The organism is Paenibacillus sp. P32E (genome assembly GCF_001909085.1).
Taxonomy (GTDB): domain Bacteria; phylum Bacillota; class Bacilli; order Paenibacillales; family Paenibacillaceae; genus Paenibacillus_AQ; species Paenibacillus_AQ helianthi.
Map to the genome: position 1 here is coordinate 1 of NZ_LVYY01000025.1, position 24,583 is coordinate 24,583.

Annotated in this window: 29 protein-coding genes, 2 rRNA genes and 1 riboswitch; of the genes, 28 read left to right on the plus strand and 3 right to left on the minus strand. The window is 48.7% G+C overall.

From position 1 onward, the window contains the following. The 3 genes from A3848_RS21410 to A3848_RS21420 all read left to right on the plus strand — a co-directional run. A 23S ribosomal RNA gene (locus tag A3848_RS21410) occupies window positions 1-293 on the plus strand; the annotation flags it as partial. Between the two features lie 77 nt (window positions 294-370). Continuing rightward, a 5S ribosomal RNA gene (gene rrf / locus A3848_RS21415) occupies window positions 371-487 on the plus strand. A 260-nt stretch (window positions 488-747) separates the two neighbouring features. Next, window positions 748-1,161, plus strand: coding sequence for a hypothetical protein (locus A3848_RS21420; protein WP_074086900.1), 414 nt, complete (start codon window positions 748-750; stop codon window positions 1,159-1,161). Window positions 1,162-1,244: 83 nt separating this feature from the next. On the opposite strand, the gene A3848_RS21425 is transcribed toward A3848_RS21420, so the two are convergent. Further along, the gene (locus A3848_RS21425; protein WP_074086901.1) at window positions 1,245-1,769 is read right to left on the minus strand and encodes a hypothetical protein; all 525 of its coding nucleotides are present in this window, start codon (window positions 1,767-1,769) and stop codon (window positions 1,245-1,247) included. A gap of 210 nt (window positions 1,770-1,979) precedes the next feature. Between A3848_RS21425 and A3848_RS21430 the strand changes: the two genes are divergently transcribed. From A3848_RS21430 to rsmI, 10 genes are all read left to right on the plus strand, one after another. Further along, window positions 1,980-2,165: a sigma factor G inhibitor Gin gene (locus A3848_RS21430; RefSeq protein ID WP_020427902.1), complete on the plus strand. Its 186-nt coding sequence runs from the start codon at window positions 1,980-1,982 to the stop codon at window positions 2,163-2,165. Window positions 2,166-2,379: 214 nt separating this feature from the next. After that, a complete protein-coding gene (locus tag A3848_RS21435; protein WP_074086902.1) occupies window positions 2,380-4,014 on the plus strand; it encodes an aminotransferase class I/II-fold pyridoxal phosphate-dependent enzyme in 1,635 nt (544 codons plus the stop codon). After that, on the plus strand, window positions 4,015-4,656 hold the full coding sequence (gene tmk, locus A3848_RS21440) for a dTMP kinase (RefSeq protein WP_074086903.1): 642 nt from the start codon (window positions 4,015-4,017) through the stop codon (window positions 4,654-4,656). Window positions 4,657-4,774: 118 nt separating this feature from the next. Continuing rightward, window positions 4,775-5,104 (plus strand): cyclic-di-AMP receptor, encoded by a 330-nt coding sequence (locus tag A3848_RS21445; protein WP_020427905.1) that lies wholly within the window; start codon window positions 4,775-4,777, stop codon window positions 5,102-5,104. 42 nt (window positions 5,105-5,146) lie between these two features. Next, window positions 5,147-5,587, plus strand: a complete 441-nt coding sequence (locus A3848_RS21450; protein WP_074086904.1) for a YaaR family protein — start codon at window positions 5,147-5,149, stop codon at window positions 5,585-5,587. A gap of 17 nt (window positions 5,588-5,604) precedes the next feature. Further along, the gene (holB, locus tag A3848_RS21455; RefSeq protein WP_074086905.1) at window positions 5,605-6,579 is read left to right on the plus strand and encodes a DNA polymerase III subunit delta'; all 975 of its coding nucleotides are present in this window, start codon (window positions 5,605-5,607) and stop codon (window positions 6,577-6,579) included. Between the two features lie 141 nt (window positions 6,580-6,720). Further along, complete coding sequence (locus A3848_RS21460; protein WP_074086906.1) at window positions 6,721-7,521, plus strand: PSP1 domain-containing protein; 801 nt, start codon at window positions 6,721-6,723, stop codon at window positions 7,519-7,521. A gap of 30 nt (window positions 7,522-7,551) precedes the next feature. Next, on the plus strand, window positions 7,552-7,917 hold the full coding sequence (locus tag A3848_RS21465) for an initiation-control protein YabA (RefSeq protein ID WP_074086907.1): 366 nt from the start codon (window positions 7,552-7,554) through the stop codon (window positions 7,915-7,917). A gap of 132 nt (window positions 7,918-8,049) precedes the next feature. Further along, window positions 8,050-8,823, plus strand: coding sequence for a tRNA1(Val) (adenine(37)-N6)-methyltransferase (locus tag A3848_RS21470; protein ID WP_074086908.1), 774 nt, complete (start codon window positions 8,050-8,052; stop codon window positions 8,821-8,823). After that, the gene (rsmI, locus tag A3848_RS21475; protein WP_074086909.1) at window positions 8,820-9,722 is read left to right on the plus strand and encodes a 16S rRNA (cytidine(1402)-2'-O)-methyltransferase; all 903 of its coding nucleotides are present in this window, start codon (window positions 8,820-8,822) and stop codon (window positions 9,720-9,722) included. Before A3848_RS21470 ends, rsmI begins: the two co-directional genes overlap by 4 nt. Window positions 9,723-10,191: 469 nt before the next feature. On the opposite strand, the gene A3848_RS21480 is transcribed toward rsmI, so the two are convergent. Next, window positions 10,192-10,446: an AbrB/MazE/SpoVT family DNA-binding domain-containing protein gene (locus A3848_RS21480; RefSeq protein ID WP_019914502.1), complete on the minus strand. Its 255-nt coding sequence runs from the start codon at window positions 10,444-10,446 to the stop codon at window positions 10,192-10,194. A gap of 305 nt (window positions 10,447-10,751) precedes the next feature. On the opposite strand from A3848_RS21480, the gene A3848_RS21485 reads away from it, so the two are divergent. The 13 genes from A3848_RS21485 (at window position 10,752) to A3848_RS21545 (ending at window position 23,275) form a co-directional block, all read left to right on the plus strand. Continuing rightward, window positions 10,752-12,035, plus strand: coding sequence for an HD domain-containing protein (locus A3848_RS21485; RefSeq protein ID WP_074086910.1), 1,284 nt, complete (start codon window positions 10,752-10,754; stop codon window positions 12,033-12,035). A gap of 54 nt (window positions 12,036-12,089) precedes the next feature. Further along, complete coding sequence (locus A3848_RS21490) at window positions 12,090-12,860, plus strand: TatD family hydrolase (protein WP_074086911.1); 771 nt, start codon at window positions 12,090-12,092, stop codon at window positions 12,858-12,860. 198 nt (window positions 12,861-13,058) lie between these two features. Next, window positions 13,059-13,287: riboswitch (cyclic di-AMP (ydaO/yuaA leader) on the plus strand. Between the two features lie 290 nt (window positions 13,288-13,577). After that, complete coding sequence (locus tag A3848_RS21495; RefSeq protein ID WP_074086912.1) at window positions 13,578-14,738, plus strand: resuscitation-promoting factor; 1,161 nt, start codon at window positions 13,578-13,580, stop codon at window positions 14,736-14,738. 165 nt (window positions 14,739-14,903) lie between these two features. Further along, on the plus strand, window positions 14,904-15,455 hold the full coding sequence (gene rnmV, locus A3848_RS21500; RefSeq protein ID WP_074086913.1) for a ribonuclease M5: 552 nt from the start codon (window positions 14,904-14,906) through the stop codon (window positions 15,453-15,455). After that, window positions 15,452-16,336 (plus strand): 16S rRNA (adenine(1518)-N(6)/adenine(1519)-N(6))-dimethyltransferase RsmA, encoded by an 885-nt coding sequence (gene rsmA / locus A3848_RS21505; protein WP_074086914.1) that lies wholly within the window; start codon window positions 15,452-15,454, stop codon window positions 16,334-16,336. The genes rnmV and rsmA overlap by 4 nt, the downstream gene beginning before the upstream one ends. A 103-nt stretch (window positions 16,337-16,439) precedes the next feature. Beyond that, window positions 16,440-17,342 (plus strand): sporulation peptidase YabG, encoded by a 903-nt coding sequence (gene yabG, locus A3848_RS21510; protein WP_074086915.1) that lies wholly within the window; start codon window positions 16,440-16,442, stop codon window positions 17,340-17,342. Between the two features lie 258 nt (window positions 17,343-17,600). Further along, window positions 17,601-17,876, plus strand: a complete 276-nt coding sequence (gene veg / locus A3848_RS21515; protein ID WP_019914493.1) for a biofilm formation stimulator Veg — start codon at window positions 17,601-17,603, stop codon at window positions 17,874-17,876. 130 nt (window positions 17,877-18,006) lie between these two features. Continuing rightward, the gene (locus tag A3848_RS21520) at window positions 18,007-18,186 is read left to right on the plus strand and encodes a small, acid-soluble spore protein, alpha/beta type (protein WP_074086916.1); all 180 of its coding nucleotides are present in this window, start codon (window positions 18,007-18,009) and stop codon (window positions 18,184-18,186) included. A gap of 186 nt (window positions 18,187-18,372) precedes the next feature. After that, entirely contained in the window at window positions 18,373-19,227 is an 855-nt protein-coding gene (gene ispE / locus A3848_RS21525) for a 4-(cytidine 5'-diphospho)-2-C-methyl-D-erythritol kinase (RefSeq protein ID WP_074086917.1), read from the plus strand. Between the two features lie 104 nt (window positions 19,228-19,331). Beyond that, window positions 19,332-20,159, plus strand: a complete 828-nt coding sequence (purR, locus tag A3848_RS21530; RefSeq protein WP_074086918.1) for a pur operon repressor — start codon at window positions 19,332-19,334, stop codon at window positions 20,157-20,159. 211 nt (window positions 20,160-20,370) lie between these two features. Next, window positions 20,371-20,658, plus strand: coding sequence for a septation regulator SpoVG (gene spoVG / locus A3848_RS21535; protein WP_020425826.1), 288 nt, complete (start codon window positions 20,371-20,373; stop codon window positions 20,656-20,658). A gap of 171 nt (window positions 20,659-20,829) precedes the next feature. Continuing rightward, complete coding sequence (glmU, locus tag A3848_RS21540; protein ID WP_074086919.1) at window positions 20,830-22,239, plus strand: bifunctional UDP-N-acetylglucosamine diphosphorylase/glucosamine-1-phosphate N-acetyltransferase GlmU; 1,410 nt, start codon at window positions 20,830-20,832, stop codon at window positions 22,237-22,239. 82 nt (window positions 22,240-22,321) lie between these two features. Further along, window positions 22,322-23,275 (plus strand): ribose-phosphate diphosphokinase, encoded by a 954-nt coding sequence (locus A3848_RS21545; RefSeq protein WP_054944031.1) that lies wholly within the window; start codon window positions 22,322-22,324, stop codon window positions 23,273-23,275. Between the two features lie 79 nt (window positions 23,276-23,354). Here the strand turns inward: A3848_RS21545 and A3848_RS21550 are convergent, their stop codons facing one another. Then, a complete protein-coding gene (locus A3848_RS21550; RefSeq protein WP_074086920.1) occupies window positions 23,355-23,555 on the minus strand; it encodes a hypothetical protein in 201 nt (66 codons plus the stop codon). 92 nt (window positions 23,556-23,647) lie between these two features. Between A3848_RS21550 and pth the strand changes: the two genes are divergently transcribed. Together pth and fin are read left to right on the plus strand one after the other, a co-directional pair. Beyond that, window positions 23,648-24,208, plus strand: coding sequence for an aminoacyl-tRNA hydrolase (pth, locus tag A3848_RS21555; protein WP_074086921.1), 561 nt, complete (start codon window positions 23,648-23,650; stop codon window positions 24,206-24,208). 89 nt (window positions 24,209-24,297) lie between these two features. Continuing rightward, entirely contained in the window at window positions 24,298-24,528 is a 231-nt protein-coding gene (gene fin / locus A3848_RS21560) for an anti-sigma-F factor Fin (protein ID WP_074086922.1), read from the plus strand. Window positions 24,529-24,583: the final 55 nt, after the last annotated feature.

Below are 24,583 nucleotides of genomic sequence, written 5' to 3' on the forward strand. Positions count from 1 at the left end.
GACAGTTCGGTCCCTATCTGTCGTGGGCGCAGGAAATTTGAGAGGAGCTGTCCTTAGTACGAGAGGACCGGGATGGACGTACCGCTGGTGCATCAGTTGTTCCGCCAGGAGCATGGCTGAGTAGCTACGTACGGACGGGATAAGCGCTGAAAGCATCTAAGCGTGAAGCCCCCCTCAAGATGAGATTTCCCAGTATGTAAGACCCCTTGAAGACGACGAGGTAGATAGGTTGGAGGTGGAAGCACGGCAACGTGTGGAGCTGACCAATACTAATCGGTCGAGGGCTTATCCAAATCATATAACGCAGATTCGTTTCGTATTCAGTTTTCAGGAATGAAGGTTCCTGAAGCATTTACGCTGTAAATGCCCGTTTGGTGGCGATAGCGGAGGGGTTCCACGCGTACCCATCCCGAACACGACCGTTAAGCCCTCCAGCGCCGATGGTACTTGGACCGAAGGGTCCTGGGAGAGTAGGACGCCGCCAAGCACATGAAGCCATTGTTGAGTCATCGACAATGGCTTTTTTGTTGTTTTATCCATATAAGATGTTGTGGTTTAAGTACAAAAAAATATATAAAACGCTTTCAATTGAGTGACATTTTTGTTACCGACGAACTTTCTGTTCCAAGTATAATAGAAAAGTGCAAATATTAAGCACTTCCTTAATACGAATGGACTACTGATAAATCCTAGCATTTAATTTTCTTATGTCTTTAGATGCATGGCAGTGGTAAGGAGGATTTAGGTATGAAGCGAACCCGACCATTATGGATAGTATTCATTCTTTGTATAGTTGGTGTAATGCTGGTTGGTTGTGGAACAAAAGAGCCGGCCTGGGACACCTTTGAAGGGGCTCTTAACGAAAAGGGTTTTCCTGTTCCTAAGGAAGCTAACTCTACGGACCGGACAACTAGTAATGTAGCTATGGATTATGTCCGGTATTCTATGCCTGATCTTAAGGAGAAGGAAGGTGTACCGGAACCTTACCGAAAGGCCATAGAAGCTTGGGGATGGGAAGAGCAAAAGGAAGAGGATTCGACAAATTCCCGGGTTTATCAGAAGGATGGAGTGATTGTACACTTAACCGTGCATAATGGTTATTTCATTGTCATGATTCCGAAGGAAAAGAAGGCCTCAATTAAAGGACTAAAGACAAAGTAAATAACCGCCATCCTGCTATGGATGGCGGTTATTTTTGCTGCGAATGTATTGGCCTTTGCCGTATGTATATATAAATGTTATTTCTATTGCGAGTAATAGGAGGCATCGGCTGGAGTAAACTTCAACATACCGTCTTTTTGTTCGCGGTGTAAGCGGAATAGTATATACAACCGGGGTAAGAGTACCCATAGATGAAATACTGCCAAAGACACAGTGAAGGCTAAAGGCGCCCAGACGATAAAGAGTGCGGTGATGGAAAGGCCGATCCAGAAGTTATGAAGTTGTACTTTGCGAAAAATACCGTAGTTGATGTATTGGTCGGGCATATATCCGGGCCATGGCAGGCGGAGTGACATTTTCCACCGCTTAGCAATGGGATGTCCAGAAATTAGCAGAACAGAACGTGAGATTACATACTGAATCCACAGAACGACGGGTGCGGCTATGATCATAAACAGGATGCTCCACCAAGAGAGGAAAATGGTCTCAAATACCACACAGATAATGGGGAGCGCCATATAGACACGCAGCCAAGCGGCAGAAGTATTGATTTTTTTGATTAGTTTGTACTGGTAGAATGTAGCCGAGCCTTTGTTGTTTGCTTCCATAAGAAAGCGCTGACCTCCTCACAAGTCCTTATGATACTAATATCGGCGGGTGAAGACGTTTTATTAAACTCACTTAGGCATAATCACCGTTTGGGCGGCTGATGAATACATATATTTTAAGCCAATGCAGGATAGGAAAAATCTATGAAAAGGTTTAAAATGATAGAAAGTGTATCATACTGTTCTTAAAAGAGTCAAGGTGGGATGGTAATGGAACAGCAAACCGAGCAAGCCTGCATCATCTGCGGGCAGATGAAAGAAGAAGGAATCGTGATTGTCTCGCATTTCATTTGCGAGGATTGTGAGGCTGAGATGGTACGCACCGAGGCTGAAGACGCCAAATACCGCTTTTTCGTAGGACGGATGAAGAAGATCGATCTGCAAAAGAATGCGTGAACAAAGTATGTGGTAGGCTTGGATGAATAGTAGAGAATTAGATAATAGACCGAATTAATACCTGCACCATTAAGAATTACCAATCTAACGGCTTCACCTGATCTTTTGGCGGGAGGAGCTGTTTTGTTATGTGATTAAGCTTTTTGGTCGAAATATAGGCGTATGGGCATATTTGCGTTAAAATAGAAGGTAACCCCCAGGGAAGGAAGAAAAGATGGACAGACTAGAGCCTGGCAGGGCACCTGTATATGAAATGCTGGAACAATATAGAGTAAAGGGTAATATCTCGTATCATGTACCTGGACATAAGAACGGAGATGCCTATCGAGGGCAAGAAAGTGCCGGTTTCTTAAGAGAGGTGATGAGGTACGATGTAACTGAGATTACCGGAACCGATGATCTTCATCATCCCGAAGGAGTAATTCAGGAGGCACAGGAGCTGGCGGCGGATTGTTTTGGGGCCGAGGAGAGCTTTTTTCTGGTTGGGGGCAGTACTGCCGGTAATTTGGCGTTGATCCTTACGGTATGCCCTGAGCCTGGAATGACACTTATCCTTCAGCGGAATGTTCACAAGTCGGTTATCCATGGTTTGATGCTGGCTGGGGTTCGTGCTGTTTTTGTGGAGCCACAGATGGATTGGCACAGCGGCCTTATGGTTACTCCTGCGGTTCAGACGATTCAGAATGCCCTTGCAGCCTACCCTGAGGCCGCTGCCGTCCTGGTCACCATGCCAAATTACTATGGCATGGGCAGTGATCTTGCGCCCCTCGCACAGGCCTGCCACGACAGCGGTGTTCCGCTGCTGGTGGATGAAGCACACGGGGCGCATTACGGACAGCACCCTGCGCTGCCAGCGGGGGCGCTGGTGTGTGGCGCGGACGGTGTGGTGCAGTCCACGCACAAGATGCTGTCGGCGCTGACCATGGGCGCCATGCTGCATGTGCAAGGGCCATGGCTCGACCGCGCGCTGCTGCGACAGCGGCTCGCCATGGTTCAGAGCTCCAGCCCATCATACCCCGTGATGGCTTCGCTCGATCTGGCCCGCCGGCTGGTGCATAGCCAGCGGGCCGGGGCCTTCACGGCGGGACTCGCCGCCGTGGATGTACTGCGGCGCGGCCTGGCTTCGCTGCCGCGCTACGGGCTGCTGCAGCCGGCAGAGCCGCTGCAGCCCGGCTGCGGCGCCGCGGGTACTGGCGCCGCAGCTGATATGCCGCCGCAGAGCGTGGCGGCATACAGCACCCAGGACCCCTTCAAGGCGGTCATATATGACGCCGCCGGGGTCCTGGGGGGCTTCGAGCTGCAGCGCAGGCTCGAAGCGAAGGGTATCGTGCCGGAGATGAGTGACGACCGGCACGTGGTGCTTGCCTTCAGCCTAGGCTCGAAGGCGGAGGATACGGGGCTGCTGCTGGCTGCGTTGCGGGAGATAGCCGAGGAGACAGCAGATGCAACGGTAAACCTGCATGAAGATACAACTAGGCAGGGATTTTCAACGGAATGCCTGCCTGCCCAGTCAGCGGCTGGGGTGGTTCCTGATTCCGCAAAAAATTCCACGTGGAACAATTTTACGAATGATATAATTTCCAGCCCTGTGTTATTTTCGATGAAACCAGTGAATCCATTGGAAACCGAAAGTATAGGGCTTGAATATAGTACGGGTAGAATGTCAGCGGAAATGGTGATACCCTATCCCCCTGGGATTCCACTTCTATATCCAGGAGAAGAGATAAGCGAAGATATCTGCAACCGGCTAATCGGCCTCAGCCAGGGGGGAGCCAAATTCCAGGCCTGTGCGGATCCGGTTTTACAACAAATTCTGGTTTACAACATTAAGAAGGGCGGAGACGCATAAGTGGTACAAGAAGGTTTCTTTATTACTCTGGAGGGAGGCGATGGCTCTGGAAAAACAACAGTACTTGGCAGAGTAGCGGCCTACCTGCAGAATCATTCCATACCTTACCTGATTACCCGCGAACCCGGCGGCATTGAAATTGCTGAGAAAATCCGTTCCATAATTCTCGATCCGGCGCATACTGCGATGGATGCACGTACGGAAGCGCTGCTATATGCAGCATCCCGAAGCCAGCATTTGGCGGAAGTGGTCGAGCCGGCGCTTAAAGAAGGACTTACCGTGCTATGTGACCGTTTTGTTGACAGCAGTCTGGTTTATCAGGGCTATGCCAGAGGATTGGGTATCGAAGAGGTAAGGAAAATTAATCAATTTGCGACCAGCGGACGTACCCCGGATCTCACGTTTTATCTTGATGTGGACCCGGAAGTAGGGTTGTCACGGATTGCTGCCAATGAGGAACGGGAAGTGAACCGTCTCGACTTGGAGAGTTTGGCTTTTCATCAAAGGGTTAGGGATGGATATTGCCAAGTCATAAAGTCTGATCCTGAGCGGATCGTGGTGCTTGATGCCAACCGTCCCATTCACATGGTGGAGCAAGATATTGTCCGTATACTGAAAGAACGAATATTAAAGGATTTTTAGGACGTTTTGTCTAATTAAAGGAAGTGTACCAAACTAAGCGTATGCTATCGAAGCGGGTATTCGTACGAAGTAAATGTATGAAGCCAAGCTCACAAAACTTTTAGGAGGGATAGCGAAGATGAATCTGATCATTGCAATTATCCAGGATAAAGACAGCAACCGGTTGTCGAGTGAACTAGTCAAAGCAAACTTTCGTGCAACGAAGCTGGCCAGTACAGGCGGATTTCTACGGGCAGGCAACACTACATTTATGATTGGCGTTGACGACTCTCAGGTGGAAGCTGTATTAACTGTTATTCGTAACAGTTGCAAGGTACGTGAACAGCTTGTCACCCCAGTGACTCCAATGAGCGGTACGACAGATTCCTATTTACCGCTTCCCGTAGAGGTTCAAGTTGGCGGGGCTACCGTATTTGTACTTCCTGTCGATCGTTTTGAGCATTATTGAGCATAGTATAAATAAATTCTCCGTAAAGGGGCGGTGGAACCTTTGAAAATCAATCCCGGCTACAGGCCCTTAAAAAGTGAGCTGCCGACAGCTGGAGCGGGGAGGCCCGTTCAGCAGAAAACCTTTACCGATATATTTCAGCAGCAAGGTGAACAAAAAACAATAGATGAGCTGAACCAAAAGATCAAGGATATTCAGCAGCAGGGAGACCGGCTTGCCAAATCCATGACGGTTCGGGAACTTGCCATATATCGGAATATGATCAAAAAGTTCCTGGAAGAAACCGCCCGAAGGGGCGTTATTCTAAAGGAAACCAAGGGCTGGGACCGCCGAGGGCGGGGGAAACGTTATAAACTGCTGGAGGAAATAGATGCCGCTCTGCTAAATATGGCTGATGAACTGCTGGAGAGTGAGCAGGGCCGTATAGATTTGCTGGGGCGTGTCGGAGAAATTCGAGGTTTGCTGATCAACCTTTCTTTTTAAAAGACTTGGAGGAATGTATGTCTTTTCATGATATATTAGGCCAGGAGGATGCCAAACGCCTGCTTCAAAATGCATTACGCAAGGATGCAGTAAGCCATGCCTATTTGTTCACAGGATCACCCGGAAGTGGTCAAATGAAGACGGCGTTGATGTTCGCCCAAGCTATATTTTGTACCACCAGTAAAGATGATGCGTGCGGAGAATGTCTGGAATGCCGTAAGGTAGAACATGGCAACCATCCGGATTTATCTCTGCTTAAGCCTGATGGGGCAAGCATCAAAATTGATCAGATCCGCGAGCTGCAGCGCATGTTCTCATACCGCTCAGAGGGTGTTAACCCTAAGGTGTATATTATAGAAGGAGCGGACAAAATGACGGTTCAGGCCGCAAACAGTCTGCTTAAGTTTTTAGAGGAGCCCCCGGCACCTGCGGTGGGCATTCTGATTTCCGACAACAGCAGTTCCCTGCTGCCGACAATCCAGTCAAGAACGCAGCGCATTCCATTTAGCCCTCTGCATCCGGATATTATGCTTCAGGCGCTGTCCAGTGAAGGGGTTCCGGTGCCACTGGCACGATGTGCGGTATCACTGACTTCGGGACTTGATGGTTGCAGGGAACTTTTGGCACAGAATTGGTTTGCAGAAATGAGAAATCTAGTGTTACAATTAGCGAAGGAGTCTTTGGGCAAGGGCAGCTCCGCGGTAGCAACCGCCGGGCAGAAGCTGTTCAAGACCGGACTCAGTGAACATTTGGATATCCTGTTCAGCATGTTCCACTTATGGTTCAAAGATATGCTTTACTTCCTGTACCGAAAGCACGAAAGTATCGTTTTCATAGATCAGTTAGACTTTATTTCCAGACATGCCCGTCAGCGGAGTACGGAACAATGGGTGGCCTATATGGAATTTGCTGCAGAGAGCAAGCGTAAGCTGCGATCCAATGCCAATGCTCAGTTGTGTCTGGAACAGTTCCTAATCCGATTGGAAAGTTAATGGGTTAGTTTTGATATATCCTCCGGATCAACGCTTCAGCCTGGAAGTATGGGTTTAACGGATGAGGAAGGACAAGCATGGATCACCAGGGAGCGGACTTGCTTAAGGGTTCCTTTTACCGGCAAACAAGGGGGTTAATTTTTGTACAGCGTAGTAGGTGTCCGCTTTAAAAAAGCGGGTAAAATATATTACTTTGATCCGCTCGATTTTCCGATTGAACGGGATCAATGTGTGATTGTGGAGACAGCAAGAGGTGTCGAGTACGGTAAAGTTGTCGTTGGAAAAAAAGAGGTGCAGGAAGCGGATGTGGTGTTGCCTCTCAAAAAAGTCATGCGGATTGCCGGAGAAACGGACGCACGCGTGGTGGAAGAGAATAAAGGTGCTGCAAAGGATGCTTTTACCACCTGTTTAAATAAAATCCGCGATCATGGCCTCAAAATGAAGCTTGTGGATGTGGAATTTACGTTTGACCGCAATAAGATTATTTTTTATTTTACTGCTGAAGGCCGGGTTGATTTTCGTGAGTTGGTCAAGGATCTGGCAAGCATCTTCCGTACCCGCATTGAGCTGCGGCAGATCGGGGTGCGTGATGAGGCTAAGATGCTCGGTGGGTTAGGGCCTTGTGGTCGGGTACTTTGCTGCTCCTCCTGGCTTGGAGATTTCGAGCCTGTATCCATAAAGATGGCTAAGGACCAAAATCTCTCACTAAACCCAACAAAGATCTCGGGTCTTTGTGGAAGACTCATGTGTTGCTTGAAATTTGAGCATGATAATTACGAAAGCACGAAGGAAGAAATGCCAGCGGTAGGCAAGCTAGTCGTAACCTCACTGGGTGACGGTAAGGTGGTTGGTATTAATGCCGGAAGCCGTACAGTTCATGTACAGTTGTTCGAAGTGGGCAAAGTTAAAGAACTTCCAATGGATGATGTTGTCGTCAAGTAAACCATATAAGGTTACTTTCGGGGTGGAAACTTGGAGAAGATAAATATATTTGCACACATGCAGGAGATGGAAGCGCAGATGGAAAACATGCGCGCAAGTCTCGGAGATTGGAAGCAGACGGTTAAGGAATTAATGGAAGCCAATCAAAGGCTAAGTCTGGAGAATGAACAGCTTCGTAAAATATTGAAGCGGGAGGCGCCTTTGGACCCTGCTGCCCATTCTGCTGAAGCAGAGGCTCTTTTGGCCGCAAGTGAGGGAGCAGAGGAGGTTGTCGGGGAAGGCTATGACAATCTGGCACGGCTCTATCATGAAGGTTTTCATATCTGCAATGTCTATTTCGGGCATTTACGTACAGAGGGTGACTGCCTGTTCTGTCTTTCGTTTCTTAATAAATGAGCAAATCCAGCCGTAGGAGATTTACGCCTACGGTTTTTTTTGAATTTAGCAGAGTGTATGCTTCCGAAGCAAATTTTGTTTCGAAGACAATTCATGAAGTATATACTTAAGCAAAACTTTTAGGAGAACACTATGACGAATTCTTTTAACGATGTGCCGGTTCCTTTGTATGGCGCAGAGCGGGTAGATGATTTACTGACACATGATTTAAAGATTATTCAGAGCGATGAGGTGTTCAGCTTTTCAATGGATGCAGTGTTGCTTGCAAGATTCGCCAGTGTACCGCCGCGTGGCAAGGTACTGGATCTGTGTACAGGCAATGGCGTGATCCCGATGCTTCTTTCAACACGTACCAAGGCCACTATAGAAGGTATTGAGATTCAGCCGCGTCTGGCAGATATGGCTCGTCGAAGCGTAGCGATGAACGGGCTGGAGGATCGGGTAATTATACATGAGGGGGATTTACGTGAGCTGCACCATACGGCAGGATACGGCGTGTATGATGCGATAACCGTTAACCCGCCCTATATGCCGCTGAACGGGAGTGACCTTAAACTGAATACTCATCAGGCTATGGCCCGCCACGAGCTGGGCTGCACTCTTGAGGAGGTCGTTCAGGCCTGTGTACGGCTTGTCCGCACCGGTGGAAAGGTAAGCATGGTTCATAAGCCACAGCGTCTGGTGGATATCATCAGTCTGATGAGACAATACCGGCTGGAACCGAAGCTGATCCGTTTTGTTCATCCGCGTGCCCATCTGGAGGCTAATATGGTATTAATCGAGGCGGCGCGGGATGGTAAGCCTGAGGTACGTTTACAACCCCCATTGATCGTATATAATGAGGACAATCAATATTGTCCGGAAATTCTGGATATCTACTACGGAGCTAAAGAGGGAAAATCATGACGATCTCGTGTCAAAGCAGCTTTCAAAACAGGAATATAGATCAGCAAAAAGGAACGGGCTCCCTGTATCTGGTAGCGACTCCCATTGGCAACTTGGAGGATATGACGTATCGTGCTGTGCGTACGCTGCAGGAATGCGATATTATCGCCGCCGAGGATACGAGACAGACCCGCAAATTGCTAAGCCACTTCGAAATCACACCTTCGATGCTGTTCAGTTATCATGAGCATAATAAGGCGGCCAGTGGACCAGAGCTTATCCGCTATATAATAGAAGGTAAAAATCTGGCACTGGTCAGCGACGCCGGTCTGCCGGCCATTTCCGACCCTGGAGCCGATCTCGTAGCGCTTGCGGTCAGCCACGGGATTCCCGTGATTCCGATCCCCGGAGCAAATGCGGCGCTGTCTGCTTTGATTGCTTCAGGCTTGCCTACTAACAGCTTCACCTTCATCGGATTCCTGCCAAGGGAGCGTAAGGACATTCGCACCGTGCTGTCAGCACTCCGTTCAGCGCAAGGCACCTTGTTGTTCTATGAATCACCGCACCGTGTAGCAAAAACATTGACTCACCTGCAGGAGGCCTTCGGTAACCGCCAGGTTGTACTCGCCCGTGAATTGACAAAAAGATATGAGGAGTTCCTGCGCGGAACTATTGAAGAATGTGTGGTTTGGTTGTCAGATCATCCACCACTGGGTGAGTACGTAATTGTGCTGGAGGGGGAGAGCAAAGAGGAGGCCAAGCTCGCCGAATCTTCCTGGTGGCGTGAACTCAGCATTGAGGAGCATGTAACCCACTATGAAACTTCCGGTCTGACACGTAAGGACGCTATGAAAAAAGCAGCATCAGATCGTGGGTTGGCCAAGCGGGATATTTATAATGCTCTACTGGAAAGAGAGTAAGGAAATATTGATGAGGAATTCCTTATATTAGTTGTAAATGTAGTTTCAACATTTATATATATGGTAACGGGGGAATTTGGAGTATATATATGGGTATAGTGTAGCCAAGCAATTCCCGCAGGGAGAGCGGCTTGCAGCACCGCACGTTACCCGGGAGCGCCTTGCGCAGCCGCTATAGGAGCGTAGCCTATGGCGAAACCCTTCGCATGACAAGGCCCCGAGGGCTTGCCCGAAAGAGGCCGGTCTACCCTCAACCGATACTCTTTTACGCGCAGCCACACGATCAGACAACTTTCCGGGTGTCCAGAGGGCCGGGGCCCTTGGGGCCCTCCCTGTAGGGAGTGTTTGGAGGGTAAACCTTAGGAAGGGAAAAGAGCAAAAAAATACCTCCCGCATAACGGGAGGCCAAGGAGATATAAAAAAGGTTAGAATTAACAATTTGATTAGTTCTTATTATAACCTATTTGTTTTAATTTGTCACAGGGGTAGGGATGGCAGAAATGCATTCGTGACAAACAATTTTTCCTTTGAAATAGGTTACGTTTTCAGCATTGCCACAGAATATGCAAGCAGGCTCATATTTCTTAAGCATGATCCGCTCACCGTCCACGTAAATTTCGAGCGCATCCTTTTCTCCGATGCCCAGTGTACGGCGCAATTCAATTGGAATAACAACCCGTCCTAGCTCATCTACTTTTCTAACTATACCTGTTGATTTCATCATTGCAATCGTTGCTCCTCTCAATGTTCAAAAGCGTCATTATTCGACAATGTTCACCGTTTTATGATATTTATAATACCAACCATTCCCAAAACAGTCAACCTTTTTTACGGGTGATTTCAAGGGTATTTTGATAAAAACTTTTGTGACGCTTATAAATAACGCAAATCGTATGAAAATTGCTAAAAATTAGTTTGTCGATTTGTAAATCTATAAAACGTCACGGTTCGACAAAGTGCGACATTATCTACTATTATAACCTTTGTTTCAACTGATTTCTATTATTATTATTCAAAGGAGTTGAACTTATGAAGCAACCGCTGACAGAAGAGAAGGTTTTTAAAGACCCGGTACACAACTATATTCATGTTCAGGATACGATCATCTGGCGATTGATTAATACCAGCGAATTTCAGCGTTTGCGTCGCATTCGCCAGCTTGGTACCTCTTATCTAACCTTCCACGGAGCAGAGCATAGCCGTTTTTCCCACTCCCTGGGCGTTTATGAAATTACACGGCGAATCATCTCCCAGTTTGAACGAAGCGGGTACAAGGATTGGATGCCGGAGGAGAGTCTGCTCACATTATGTGCAGCGCTCTTACATGATTTGGGACATGGGCCGTTCTCCCATTCAATAGAAGAAGCTTTTGAAATGAACCACGAGGATTGGACCTGCAGAATAATACAGGAGAATACGGAAATCACTGCTATACTGCGGGATGTGAGTGAGGATTTCCCGCGCAAGGTTGCCTCTGTAATTGCCAAAACATATGAGCATGAAATCGTGGTCAACCTGGTGTCCGGTCCTCTGGATGCGGATCGCATGGATTATTTGTTGCGGGATGCTTACTACACCGGAGTGAACTATGGAACCATCGATATTGACCGTATTCTAAGAATGCTGCGTCCTTATAATGGGAGGGTTGTCGTAAAGGAATCAGGCATGCATGCCATTGAGGATTATCTGATGTCACGGTACCAGATGTATTGGCAGGTATACTTTCACCCGGTTACGCGCAGTTCGGAGATTATTTTGCGCCAGATTTTCCGCAGGGCGAAAGAGCTTCTCCAGGAGGGTTACTCCTTCCGCTTTATGATCAATCCACTCCGTGATTTATTTTGTGGAGAGATTAATGTAGAACAGTATTTACTGCTGGATGAAGCCTTGGTCCAGACTGCCTTTATGCAGTGGACGCTGGAATCCGATGAAACGTTAGCTGACTTGTGCAGCCGATTTATTCATCGTAAACTGTATAAATATGTGGAGATGGACCATCTCGATTCGGAGACGATTGACGAAATCCGCCGCAGTTTTGCCGGTGCCGGGCTGCTTCCTGATTACGACCTGGAAATTGATTATCCGACAGATCTCCCCTATGATGTTTTCCGTCCGGGACAGGGCTTTGACAGCAAACAAATTTTGCTGCTGGACCGGCATGACAAATTGCGGGAAATCTCTGAAGTATCGGATATAGTCCGCTCAATCAGCGGCATTCACCGCGGACGGTATCACCTTTATTTTCCACAGGACAAGCTGCAAAATGTGCTTACACAGCTGCCGGACTCTATCGCTGAGATCTTTGCAAAATAATACAAAAATTTCTGGAATTCATCATAGAAAACAAGACCGAAAGGACGATACAGCATGCGCTTATTCGACACACATACTCATCTGGATGCACCGCAATTCGACGAGGACCGTGAGCAGGTTATTGCCCGCGCGTTAGAGGCTGGTGTCAGCAAGATGATTAACATCGGATTTAACCGGGAAACGATTCCAACGACAATGAAATTGGCAGAATCGTATGATTATATTTATGCAGCAGTTGGCTGGCACCCCGTGGACGCCATTGACATGAAAGAGGAGGATATGGACTGGATCGCCTCTCTGTGCAGCCATAAAAAGGTGGTGGCTATCGGAGAAATTGGACTTGATTACTACTGGGATACCTCACCCAAAGAGGTACAGCATGAGGTATTCCGCAAACAGATTGGTATGGCACGGGAACTAAAAATGCCTATCTGTATTCATAATCGTGATGCCCATGAGGATGTGGTACGAATTTTGCGGGAGGAGAAGGCAAGTGAAATTGGCGGTGTCATGCACTCCTTTTCCGGGAGTTGGGAAACGGCCAAAATGTGTCTTGATCTAGGCTTTCATTTATCCTTCGGCGGGCCTGTGACTTTCAAGAATGCCAGGGTGCCTAAAGAGGTGCTTGCTCAGACTCCAATGGACCGGCTTTTGATCGAAACCGACTCCCCATATCTGACGCCTCACCCCTTCCGCGGGAAGCGAAATGAGAGTGCTCATGTGAAGCTTGTCGCCGAGGCAGCAGCGGAAATAAAAGGGATTGATTTACAGGAATTGGCTGAAATTACGTATGCGAACGCGCTGGAACGATTTGGAATTGTCTGAAAACGGGAGAAAAACAGGTGAAAAAAGAAGTATAGCCGATATATTAAACTTTTTTAATAAAGAAACGGCTGATTATTACAATATTTTAATGATTTTTTTACGTAAACGTGGTTGAATCGTGCTTTACAACATGCATCAAAACAGGATATCATCTTTTCAGTGAAGTGAGCTGTTGTTACTGTGACAGTCACAATTTCATGGATCGTCTCGCTGAGTCTCCGTATGGAGAACGGGGGAACCAATAATGATCTGCCGCATGTCCGTACATAGAGTACAACATAGAAATGCCGCAGACTTTATTTGATTTCTTCACGTGGTCTTTGGGGTGAATTTGAGGGCAACCGCCGTGAGCGGGTGACCTGAGATAGGGCGTCTCTCTTATGCCCGAACCCGACAGCTAACCCCGTAAGCGCAAGTAAGAGAGGAAACCTCGTGCATAAACATTCCCGCGTATTCTGACACCCGGAGAGCCACGAAAGAGTCCTCTGTGAACTCTTTTGGGCTTTTTTTGTTTTTTGAATAATGCGGATGTTCCCAGCATACTGTTATATAACAGATGTCTGGAGTAGCTATGCCGAGCAGGCGATCCATGAGCAGGAAACGCTAAAGCAATGCGGGCGTATCCTGTGCAATCTCAAACCTAGTTTCGTCAGAAGTGATAAAGTCACCTTTGCTATACAACTTGGACGACGGGGCTATGTAAGGAGGATGGAGAGAATGGGCGTATTCCAACCAGAAGTATCCCATGATTCGCAATCATCCAGCAGGTCTTTCGCATTACGGTGGAAGCAAGTGAATCCTCGCGTACTTTCGCTTGCAGGCGCGGCATCAATTGTTATCGCGCTGGTAATTCTGCTGTACGTACACGGTCAAAGCATTAAAGAAATAACTTTAGTAATAGACGGAAAGGTACAAACGCTGGAGACGCGGGATGCGCTGCTCAGCGATGTGCTGGCAAAGGAACAAATTTCGCTTCAGCCGCATGATGCTTTATCCATTGGCCTTAGTGATGAAATAAAAGACGGCGACCGCGTCGTAATCAACCGTGCGCAGGCCCTTAAGCTTACTGCGGATGGAACAACCCAAACGCTGTACACGACCGAGGATACCATCGGTCAGGCGATTGACAAACTGGGCGTCAGCCTGGAAAGCTACGATAAGATTTATCCTTCGCTCAACACTGCAGTTTCTGCCGACATGGAAATCAAAATTGTCCGAATCAACAAGCAAGTGGTACAGCGGACAACGAATTTGCCTTTCCGAGTAATTAAGACCGCAGACCCCTCCCTGACCAAGGGAACTGTAAGAGTTGCACAAGCAGGCAAACCCGGCGTAATGGTCCAGCATATTGAGAAAATCTATCAAGATGGCGAGCTGGCATCTATGCGTATGGTGGGCAAGGAAGTACAGGCGGTTACCAAAGACAAGATCATTGCTATTGGTACCAAAGCACTTCCCAAGGCTGCTGTAGCTACTACTGCAACTTCCAATTCAACCACTACCACTAAATCATCTAAAGTCAGTGCGAACAGCAACAATGTTGCCAGCAAGGCAGGTATGGATTTCGAGTACAAAAAAGTAATTAAAAATGTATCCATGACAGCTTATTCATCTGAAGAGCCTGGTATTGGAACCCGTACGGCTTCCGGCACACGCGTAACGGAAGGTAGGACTATCGCTGTAGATCCAGACGTAATACCTATTGGCTGGTGGGTGTATATTGAGGGACTTGGGTTTCGCCGTGCAGAGGATACCGGCGGTGCCATTAAAGGCAACAAGGTAGATGTCTATTATGATTCACTGAGCCATGCCCGTAACTTCGGCCGTAAATCGCGTACGATTTATGTGATTGGACCTGTGAAGCCAGAGCTGAATTAAGCAGCAGATTTTTGCAAATTAGCGTTTTATAAGATATAGTGAGGGTAGCACTTAAGACTGTTACGGAATTACAGAGCTGCCGCTCATCACTTATACATTCTTTAGCCAATAAGAAGGGGAGCGAATCCTCTTCTTTTTGCGTTGCAGAGTAAGGAGTTTTGTAAAATGATCAAGGAATTAATCGTTGTGGAAGGTAAAAGCGATACAGTTGCGGTTAAGCGTGCTGTAGATGCGGATACCATTGAAACAGGCGGTTCAGCAGTTGACCGCAAAGTGATCGCCAGGATTGCGCTGGCCATGGAGCGCAGAGGGGTCATTATTCTAACTGATCCTGATCACGCCGGGGAACGGATCCGGAAGATTGTGTCTTCCAAGGTGCCAGGCTGCAAGCATGCGTTCATTCCTGAAAAAGATGCTACCCGCAAAGGTGACATCGGAGTTGAAAATGCTTCTCCGGAGGCTATTCGTCACGCGCTTGAGCATGTTCATACTTCCTTTGAAGGCGCCCCGGCCCTGATTGGGTTGGAGGATCTGATGGCTGCAGGGATGATGGTGCATCCCCGGGCAGCGGAGCGGAGAATGGAGTTGGGCAATTTGCTGGGGATCGGCTACTGTAACGGCAAGCAGCTATACAAGCGGCTGGCGATGTTTGGAATATCACGAGAGGAATTTGTAAATGCTCTCGCGCAAATTGATCAGGGAGGCATTACCTCATGAGTGGCAACAATCATATCTCATCCCCGGTACGCACTAAGGAAATTATCCAGCGTTACGGGTTCTCGTTTAAGAAAAGCTTGGGCCAGAACTTTCTGATTGACCAGAATATACTGGACAAGATTGTAGATGCTGCAGGCCTGGATCAGGCAGCAGGTGCACTAGAGATTGGACCAGGCATTGGCGCTTTGACCGAGAGGCTGGCGATGTCCACTGGAGTGGTGACAGCCGTAGAGATTGACCGGCGGCTGATCCCGATACTTCGGGATGTTCTTGCCTCTTACCCGCATGTCAAAATCCGGAACGATGATGTGTTGAAAGTGAATTTGCAGGAATTATTCGCTGAGGATTTTGCGGCTGTGGAAAGAGTTAGTGTAGTTGCCAATTTGCCGTACTATGTAACCACTCCAATTCTCATGAAGCTGCTTGAAGAAAAACTGCCGCTTGATAATATCGTGGTGATGATTCAAAAGGAGGTTGCCGAACGTATGGCAGCTTCACCTGGCGGGAAGGAATATGGCAGCCTTAGCATCGCTGTTCAGTATTATAGTGAACCCGAACTGGTCTGCATAGTGCCGCGTACGGTATTCATTCCTCAACCGAACGTGGAATCCGCCGTGATCCGTCTCAAGGTGAGAGAGCGTCCCCCGGTAGAGGTTGCAGACGAGAAGCATTTCTTTGAGGTTGTACAAGCTTCCTTCACCCAGCGGCGCAAAACCATTGCCAATAATCTCAAAGCCCGGTTCTTTCCTGAAGAGGGGCGTGAACGTCTGGAGTCTCTGCTGGCTGAGGCTGGAATCGAGCCAAGCCGCCGCGGAGAAACACTCAGCCTGGAGGAGTATGCCCGGCTAAGCGCCGTACTGCTTGCTGCTGGAATCGTTTAAGCATGAAAAAACAGCCTGATGCCTTTCTTATGTTTCAAATCACCGCTGATTAAGAACCAACCAGGGTCTTTGCCCATACGATGGGGTAGAGGTGGTGTTTGAAATGAATTTAGGAGACTTGGTCGTTCGCAAATCTTATGGTGGCGATGTAACGTTCCGGGTGGAGAATATCGTGCAGAACGGGGCCGTCATCAAAGGTACCGAATTTCGCCTGCTGGCGGATGCGCCTTTGGAAGACTTGGTGCAGGTGCCTCCTACCCGTATTACCGAGCGGGGACAACAGGCGCAGATTAAAGCTACTGAATCCCTGACCCGGCTGCGTAAAGACCGGCAGGAGCAGAGCCAGCGCAGCGGAGAGAGTATCTCCGGAGTATGGCCCCAGTCTCCCAAGGAGCTGGCCTACTTCGAGGTGCCGGGAAAGGTGCTGCACCTGGATGGTGATGCACTGTATTTGAAGAAGAGCCTTAATCTATACGAGCAGCTGCGGATCCCCGCTGAAGGTCATCATATTCATGAATCAAAGATGGCCGAAACGCTGTACCGGCTGTTGCCGCATGTACGTCCGGATATTGTTGTCATTACCGGTCATGACGGAGTACTCAAACAGCAGCATACTTATGATCTCTACAGCCTGAATAGTTACAAAAATTCGCAGAACTTCGTAGCGGCCATTAGGGTTGCGAGGGAATATGAGCGGAATTTTGATACGCTGACTATTGTGGCAGGAGCCTGCCAGTCCCATTTCGAGGCACTGCTAGGTGCGGGGGCCAACTTTGCCAGCTCGCCCGGAAGAATTCTGATTCATGCTTTGGATCCGGTCTATATAGCGGCAAAGGCATCTTTTACTTCCATCCGGGATTCCGTCAGTCTGGGGGATGTGCTGAATAATACCATCAGCGGTAGCCAGGGCATGGGCGGAATCGAGACCCGCGGCAGCTTCCGTATCGGAATGCCGCGCCTGCAGAATCTGTCTACTCTAAAGGTAGCACCATCGGTGATGATGTAGCCGCAGGATATGTGAACAGACATTTCAGAAATCCTCACTTAAGCCCCACTTTTGTGGGGTTTTTTTGTTTACGGTGTTTTTTGCTTATTGAATATTAGACTCTGATATTACAGCTAACAAGGATTTAATGTCAGCGTTGCTCTACGCTAAAAAAATTCCGTTGACAACATTTTTACCATCATCTATAATTATTTATTTGATTTGACAATGAAGGTGGAAAGTTGTATAATGGACAAGGAAAGAGGTGGTCGTCAGGCAATGGCTAATAACGCGCTGTTGGAAATTAAACGCAGTCTCGAAGCTCACGTCGGTCATAAGATCACGTTGCGTGCAAACGGTGGCCGTCGTAAAACCGTTGAACGCACCGGTGTCCTGGAAGAAACGTACCCTTCTGTATTTATTGTCAAACTGGATCAGGAGCAGCAAACCTTCAAGCGAGTCTCCTACAGCTATGCCGATATCCTCACTGAATCTGTGGAAATCACAGTTTGTGAAGATGATGGGCAGATGCGGATTATGTATATTAAAGCTTAACGGTTTATGGGCAGTCTCCCGCAGGGGAGGCTGCTTTTTGTTGTTTTTGGCTGAATGGCCATCCGGTCTTGGCAGCATACTAAAGCAGCAACAATCTCGTCATCCATCATTTTAAGGAGGGATTTCGTTAATGAGCCGCAGAAAACGGGGCATGATGTCAGAGGAGTTGAAGACGGAGCTGGCCAAGGAACTGGGTTTTTATGAGACGGTAGAACGTGATGGCTGGGGCGGAATTCGGGCGAAAGATGCCGGGAATATGGTTAAAAGAGCCATTCAGCTGGCTGAGGAGGCCGCACGCAAATCGTATTAGGACTTGCAGGAACAACTCAGCGAGGGGTGCTGCCACGACGGCAGTGCCTTTTCGGTATGTACTGAACTTTTGATAAAATGTAAAAAAAGGACGACAAACCTTTTCTACTGGATGGACTTCGTTACGAGTTTCTCATATAATATGTTAAGTTGTTTTTACGGGAAAAGCTGAGGGTGGGTGAACGCCTTGAAAATGTATGAAAAAGCGCCAGCAAAAATCAATCTGATGCTGGATGTGCTGCATAAACGCGCGGATGGCTTTCATGAAGTTGAAATGATTATGACTATGGTCGATTTGGCGGACCGCTTGGAGCTGTCTGAGCTGAAACGGGATTCTATTATTATCTCGAGCCAGGCCGGATATATTCCGCTGGACGAGAAGAACCTGGCCTTCCAGGCGGCGAGGCTTATTAAAGACCGCTATAACGTGAGAAGCGGTGTGCACATCCATTTGGACAAAAGAATCCCTGTGGCTGCAGGCCTCGCCGGGGGCAGCAGTGACGCCGCGGCAACGCTGCGCGGCTTGAACCGGCTCTGGCGCCTCGGCATTCCGGCGCAGGAGCTGCAGGAACTGGGCGCCGAGTTGGGCTCGGACGTCCCGTTCTGCGTCACAGGCGGCACTGCCCTGGCAACGGGCAGAGGCGAGCGGCTGACTCCCATTCCAAGTCCGCCGCAGTGCTGGGTCGTCCTGGCCAAGCCGCCGATTAATGTATCGACGGCTGAGGTGTACGGACGCGTGCGCGCGAACAACATCGCTGTGCATCCATCCGCTTCCCGGATGCAGGAGGCGATCGCCGCAGGCGATTTCGCAGCCGTCTGCGCGGGGCTCGGTAACGTACTGGAGGATGTCACGCTGAAGCTGCATCCGGAAGTGCAGCAGTTGAAGGACGCTATGGTGAAGCTGGGTGCAGATGGCGTACTTATGTCTGGCAGCGGGCCAACGGTATTTGGACTGGTGTCAAAACAATCGAAGGTAGCCAGAATTTACAATGGGCTGCGCGGATTTTGCAAGGAAGTATACGCTGTGCGTTCGCTGAACTAAGTAAACACTGTCTGACGGTGGTCGAATGGATCCCCATGCTTGTGTAAATCCGTACAAAAGTGATATTATTTTTAATAATATTCGGTTTTGGCGAGGAGCATTCCGTGAAAAAACTTAAAAGAAGCCAACGTTTGGTAGACATGACCCAATTTTTGCTTGAAAAACCGCATGTTCTTCTTCCGCTATCAACATTTGCTGACCGGTACGGAGCGGCGAAGTCATCTGTAAGTGAAGATTTGGCTATTATAAAAGAGGTATTTGAAGGAGAAGGCATGGGGGAATTGCAGACACTCGCTGGTGCGGCGGGTGGTGTGCGCTATATTCCGAGGATGCCTACAGACATAGCGCTAGCCTTCGTAGACGGCCTATGCAGCCAGCTTGAACAAAGTGACCGTATACTGCCTGGCGGATATTTGTATATGTCTGATCTGCTTGGGCTTCCGTCTCTGATGGAGCAGGCCGGCAAGATTATCGCCACAGCCTTCTATGGTGTAGAGATTGACGTGGTAATGACAGTAGAGACCAAAGGTATTCCCCTGGCTTATGCCACGGCCGCGCAGCTGGGACTTCCGGTAGTGCTGGTACGCCGCGACCATCAGGTGACGGAGGGCTCTGCAGTAAGCATCAATTATGTCTCGGGATCGCATAAAAGCATACATACGATGTCGCTGTCCAGACGGGCGCTGAGGGAGAAGTCGAGGGTGCTGATTGTGGATGACTTCATGAAGGCGGGTGGAACCGTACGCGGCATGGTCGATCTTCTGGGTGAATTCAATGCTGAGGTTGCCGGTGTAGGTGTGCTGGTTGAATCTGGAGCTGTTGAAACCGAGGAGCGCCTGCTCCATGACTATGTATCCCTGGTGAAGTTAAGTGAAGTGGATTCTAAGGAACGGCGGATCTCTGCACATCCGGGGAATTATTTTTTCGCTTGATTGGCAGAGTAAACCTAATATCTATAAGACTGGCTAAAATGTCGAATCCGTGAGGAAAACACAGAGAACTTCACGAAATGTGTCGAAAACGATGGTATGGCAAAAATAATCTTCTTCATCAGACATTTTATGGAATCCAAAAGAAGGAATTCGCATTGCTGTGTGGAATTATACACCAAGTCTCTGATGGAAAAAGGTGGTGAACACACACATGCAAATTACGGATGTCAGACTCCGCCGCGTTAACTCTGAGGGGAGAATGAAAGCAATCGCATCCATTACAATCGATAACGAGTTTGTTGTTCATGACATTCGCGTCATCGACGGTAATAACGGGATGTTCGTTGCAATGCCCAGCAAGCGTACACCGGATGGGGAATTCCGCGATATCGCACACCCGATTTCTTCGGGAACACGCGAGAAGATTCAATCCGCGGTTCTGGCCGAGTATGATCGCGCCGCTACTGAAGAAGAAGAGGTCATTGAAGAGGGAGCATAAGCCAGTCGCTTACTCTGAAGGACGGCTGCCCTTACTTGGGCGGCTTAAGGCCATGCCGTTTTTTTATTGGGGTTCGAAGAAAAGGGAACCATGCCTTCATGGTTCTCTTTTCTTTTTGCCCGGAATGAGATATATTCAGTAGTGAGCTAAAGAAGTAGGGGGTTGGCATTCTTGAAAAGAATGGCTGTTGTACTTGCTGCAGGTCAAGGCAAGCGCATGAAATCTAAATTATACAAAGTGCTGCACCCCGTCTGCGGCAAACCGATGGTAGGGCATGTACTTGATACAGTAAAAGCGACCGGATGCCAGCGCACCGTTGTAGTTGTCGGACACGGTGCGGAGAAGGTAAAAGCCTATGTAGGCCAGAATGCGGAATATGTTCTTCAGGAAACGCAGCTGGGTACAGGCCATGCCGTGAAGCAGGCTAAAGACCTTCTCGGCGGTGAAACAGGCACAACAGTTGTAATCTGCGGAGATACACCGCTCGTGACAGCGGAAACGCTGGAGGGGCTTATGGCTCTGCATGAGGGCCAGAATGCGGCTGCAACCGTACTTACAGCTGTCATGGAGCAGCCTGCAGGCTATGGAAGGATTATTCGAGGTAAGGATGGCGGCGTACTGAAGATCGTGGAGCAGAAGGATTGCTCTCCGGAGGAAGCTGCTGTAAATGAGATCAACACGGGGACTTATTGTTTTGATAACACGAAGCTGTTTGCAGCTTTGGAGAAGGTTACGAACAGCAATAACCAGCAGGAATATTATTTAACCGATGTTATCGGCATACTCCGGGCACAGGGGGATATCGTACTGGGATATCAGGCTCATGATGCTGCGGAGTCTATTGGCGTTAATGACCGTTTGGCCTTGTCGGAAGCAGAAGGTCTGATGCGCCAGCGCATCAACCGTCAGCACATGCTGAACGGGGTAACCATTATTGATCCTGCTTCCACCTATATCGCAGCCGATGTGATCATCGGAGCAGATACCACACTCTATCCGGGAACTACCCTGAAAGGGAAGACGGTCATCGGGGAGGACTGTATCATCGGGCCTTCCAGTGAGATTGAGGACTGCGTGGTGATGGATGGTGCTGAAGTGAAGCACTCCGTGCTGAATCAGGCCCAGGTCGGAGCAAGAACCTCTGTTGGGCCTTTTGCCTATTTGCGGCCAGGTGCTGTGCTTGGGGAAGAGGTTAAAATCGGTGATTTTGTGGAAATTAAGAATGCCAGTATTGGGGATGGCTCGAAAGTCTCACATTTAAGCTATATCGGCGATGCGACGGTTGGCAAGAATGTAAATGTGGGCTGCGGTGCAATTACCGTTAACTATGACGGCTACAATAAATCCAGAACCGAGATTGGCGATGATGCCTTTATCGGGAGTAATGTGAACCTTGTAGCTCCGGTTACTGTGGGTAAAGGTGCATTTGTCGTTGCCGGGTCGACCATTACCCGTTCAGTTTCAGAGAATGATCTGGCTATTGCCAGAGTAAGGCAGGAGAACAAGCCAGGGTATGCCGAGAAGATCCGTGCCCGGGCCAAAGCCAAGAAAGGCCAGTCCGAGTCCATCGTAGAGCGCTAGAAGCCAAGGCGCCGGTCGGACCCGCAAATCCGCGCCGGCGCTCACTTGGAAGTTAAATTCCGTCACGGAGGGTTTATATTTTATGACTTATTGCGATTCCAAACTAAAGATTTTTACCTGCAATTCCAATCCTAAGCTGGCCAGTCAAATTGCCGACTACATCGGCATACCCATGGGAGAATCCCACACGACCAGCTTCAGCGACGGAGAGATTCAGGTTAAGCTGTCAGAGAGCGTTCGTGGCTGTCACGTATATATCGTACAGTCCACATGTGGTCCGGTTAATGATAATCTTATGGAGCTTCTGGTTATGGTCGACGCCCTCAAGCGCGCCTCCGCGAAGAGTATCAATGTGGTTATTCCGTACTATGGCTACGCACGTCAAGACCGTAAAGCCCGTTCCCGCGATCCGATAACGGCCAAGCTGGTAGCGAACCTGATTGAAAAAGCAGGGGCACACCGCGTCATTACCATGGACCTTCACGCGATGCAAATTCAAGGCTTCTTCGATATTCCTGTGGATCATCTCCTGGGTGTTCCCATTCTTGCCCAGTATTTCCGCTCCAAGCAGATTCAGAATCCTGTTGTAGTGTCTCCTGACCATGGCGGTGTTGTGCGGGCAAGAAAGCTTGCTGATTTCTTGAACGCGCCGCTGGCAATTATCGACAAACGCCGTCCAGAGCCAAATGTGAGTGAGGTTATGAACATCATCGGTAATATCGAGGGCAAAACAGCGATTCTGATCGATGACATCATCGACACAGCCGGAACCATTGTATTGGGAGCCAATGCTCTGATGGAAGGCGGTGTGAAGGAAGTATATGCGTGCTGCACCCATCCCGTATTATCAGGTCCTGCACATGAACGTTTGGAAAACTCTCCAATCAAAGAAATTATCGTGACGGATACCATTCCAATTCGCAGCGACAATCCGACCTCGAAGCTAAAGGTTCTGTCCGTGGCTCCACTGATGGGCGAGGCTATTATCCGCGTTCATGAAGAGCTGTCGATCAGTAAATTGTTTGAAATAGAATAGATTGCCCAGGGTATAGAAAAAGGGTTACACCTTTCGCGAGGAAGATGTAACCCTTGTCGGCGTAATGCAGAAGCTGTCTCTAGTATCCCGGACGAGAGACGAAGGTGAACAGGGTACGGTTATAAAGGGTCCCCTGAAGCTCCACAAAACCTTCATCCACAGCTGTCACCATCCCGATGTCAACGTGCACGTTGCCTCTATATACCTCGACAGGCACAGCATGTTGGATGTGGTACTGGAAATGGCGCTGAAGCGTTAAGATATCGCCTTGATGTAGCATGTTTCATCACCTGTCTTTGGAATATACGCCTATTGTACCAAAAACGGAACGCCTCTGCCGAGAGGTGTCTAGAAGGAAAGGATAGCCGCATCATGAAATGGATAGTTGGACTCGGAAATCCCGGACCGCAGTACGCCAAAACGAAGCATAATGTCGGCTTTATGGCTTTGGACGAACTGGCGGCTAAATATGGCATAGTTTTTAATCAGAACAAATGTAAGTCCGTTATTGGTGAAGGTGTGATTGACGGTATCAAAACCGTTCTGATCAAACCAATGACTTTTATGAATCTCTCCGGGGAAGCGGTTCGTGCCTATATGGATTATTACAAAGTACAGCTTGAAGATATGATTGTTGTGTATGATGATCTGGATACGGAAATGGGTAAAGTCCGGCTGCGCTACCAGGGAAGCGCCGGCGGCCATAACGGGATTAAGTCCATCATACAGCATACCGGAACCCAAACCTTCAACCGTGTGCGGATGGGGATATCCCGGCCTGAGCCTGGATTTGCTATTGTCGACTATGTTCTATCTACCTTCCCTAAGAAGGATGGGGATAAGTTGGAAACGATGATTCAGGACACCTGTGCCGCTCTGGAGTTCAGTATGAAGCATACTTTTGAGCAGACTATGGCTAAATTTAATGGCTGATTGCCTAGAGGCGATAATTCCCCCTAAGGCTAAAGCTTAATCAGGCGGGGCATACTGAAGGTAATATACTACCTTCAGGAGGCATATAGATGGCAATAAACTATGTATGCAGGCACTGCCGGACATTTCTGGGAAGCATCCAGAGAAGTGATATTACAGAAATGCAGTTGGGCCTACATTCCTTGACCCCTGCGGAGCGCAGAGATATCATAGCGTATGATTCAGAAGGCGAGATTACGGTAAAGGTGACTTGCGACTACTGCAAGGAAGCCTTGGACAATAACCCCGAGCTCAGTCTGCTGGCCAGTCCGCTTCAGTAAGTGGCAGCGGCTGTCTCTATCGTCATCCGCAAGCCTTGGCCTTATGCTAAGGCTT

Coding starts and splice junctions, on each gene's coding strand:
- A3848_RS21480 (WP_019914502.1), bottom strand. CDS start 10,446: ATGATGAAATCAACAGGTATAGTTAGAAAAGTAGATGAGCTAGGACGG.
- A3848_RS21435 (WP_074086902.1), top strand. CDS start 2,380: ATGGACAGACTAGAGCCTGGCAGGGCACCTGTATATGAAATGCTGGAA.
- A3848_RS21445 (WP_020427905.1), top strand. CDS start 4,775: ATGAATCTGATCATTGCAATTATCCAGGATAAAGACAGCAACCGGTTG.
- fin (WP_074086922.1), top strand. CDS start 24,298: ATGGCAATAAACTATGTATGCAGGCACTGCCGGACATTTCTGGGAAGC.
- rsmA (WP_074086914.1), top strand. CDS start 15,452: ATGAGTGGCAACAATCATATCTCATCCCCGGTACGCACTAAGGAAATT.
- A3848_RS21495 (WP_074086912.1), top strand. CDS start 13,578: ATGGGCGTATTCCAACCAGAAGTATCCCATGATTCGCAATCATCCAGC.
- A3848_RS21490 (WP_074086911.1), top strand. CDS start 12,090: ATGCGCTTATTCGACACACATACTCATCTGGATGCACCGCAATTCGAC.
- rnmV (WP_074086913.1), top strand. CDS start 14,904: ATGATCAAGGAATTAATCGTTGTGGAAGGTAAAAGCGATACAGTTGCG.
- spoVG (WP_020425826.1), top strand. CDS start 20,371: ATGCAAATTACGGATGTCAGACTCCGCCGCGTTAACTCTGAGGGGAGA.
- A3848_RS21485 (WP_074086910.1), top strand. CDS start 10,752: ATGAAGCAACCGCTGACAGAAGAGAAGGTTTTTAAAGACCCGGTACAC.
- A3848_RS21470 (WP_074086908.1), top strand. CDS start 8,050: ATGACGAATTCTTTTAACGATGTGCCGGTTCCTTTGTATGGCGCAGAG.
- yabG (WP_074086915.1), top strand. CDS start 16,440: ATGAATTTAGGAGACTTGGTCGTTCGCAAATCTTATGGTGGCGATGTA.
- veg (WP_019914493.1), top strand. CDS start 17,601: ATGGCTAATAACGCGCTGTTGGAAATTAAACGCAGTCTCGAAGCTCAC.
- A3848_RS21430 (WP_020427902.1), top strand. CDS start 1,980: ATGGAACAGCAAACCGAGCAAGCCTGCATCATCTGCGGGCAGATGAAA.
- A3848_RS21550 (WP_074086920.1), bottom strand. CDS start 23,555: ATGCTACATCAAGGCGATATCTTAACGCTTCAGCGCCATTTCCAGTAC.
- A3848_RS21545 (WP_054944031.1), top strand. CDS start 22,322: ATGACTTATTGCGATTCCAAACTAAAGATTTTTACCTGCAATTCCAAT.
- A3848_RS21420 (WP_074086900.1), top strand. CDS start 748: ATGAAGCGAACCCGACCATTATGGATAGTATTCATTCTTTGTATAGTT.
- rsmI (WP_074086909.1), top strand. CDS start 8,820: ATGACGATCTCGTGTCAAAGCAGCTTTCAAAACAGGAATATAGATCAG.
- A3848_RS21425 (WP_074086901.1), bottom strand. CDS start 1,769: ATGGAAGCAAACAACAAAGGCTCGGCTACATTCTACCAGTACAAACTA.
- pth (WP_074086921.1), top strand. CDS start 23,648: ATGAAATGGATAGTTGGACTCGGAAATCCCGGACCGCAGTACGCCAAA.
- A3848_RS21520 (WP_074086916.1), top strand. CDS start 18,007: ATGAGCCGCAGAAAACGGGGCATGATGTCAGAGGAGTTGAAGACGGAG.
- holB (WP_074086905.1), top strand. CDS start 5,605: ATGTCTTTTCATGATATATTAGGCCAGGAGGATGCCAAACGCCTGCTT.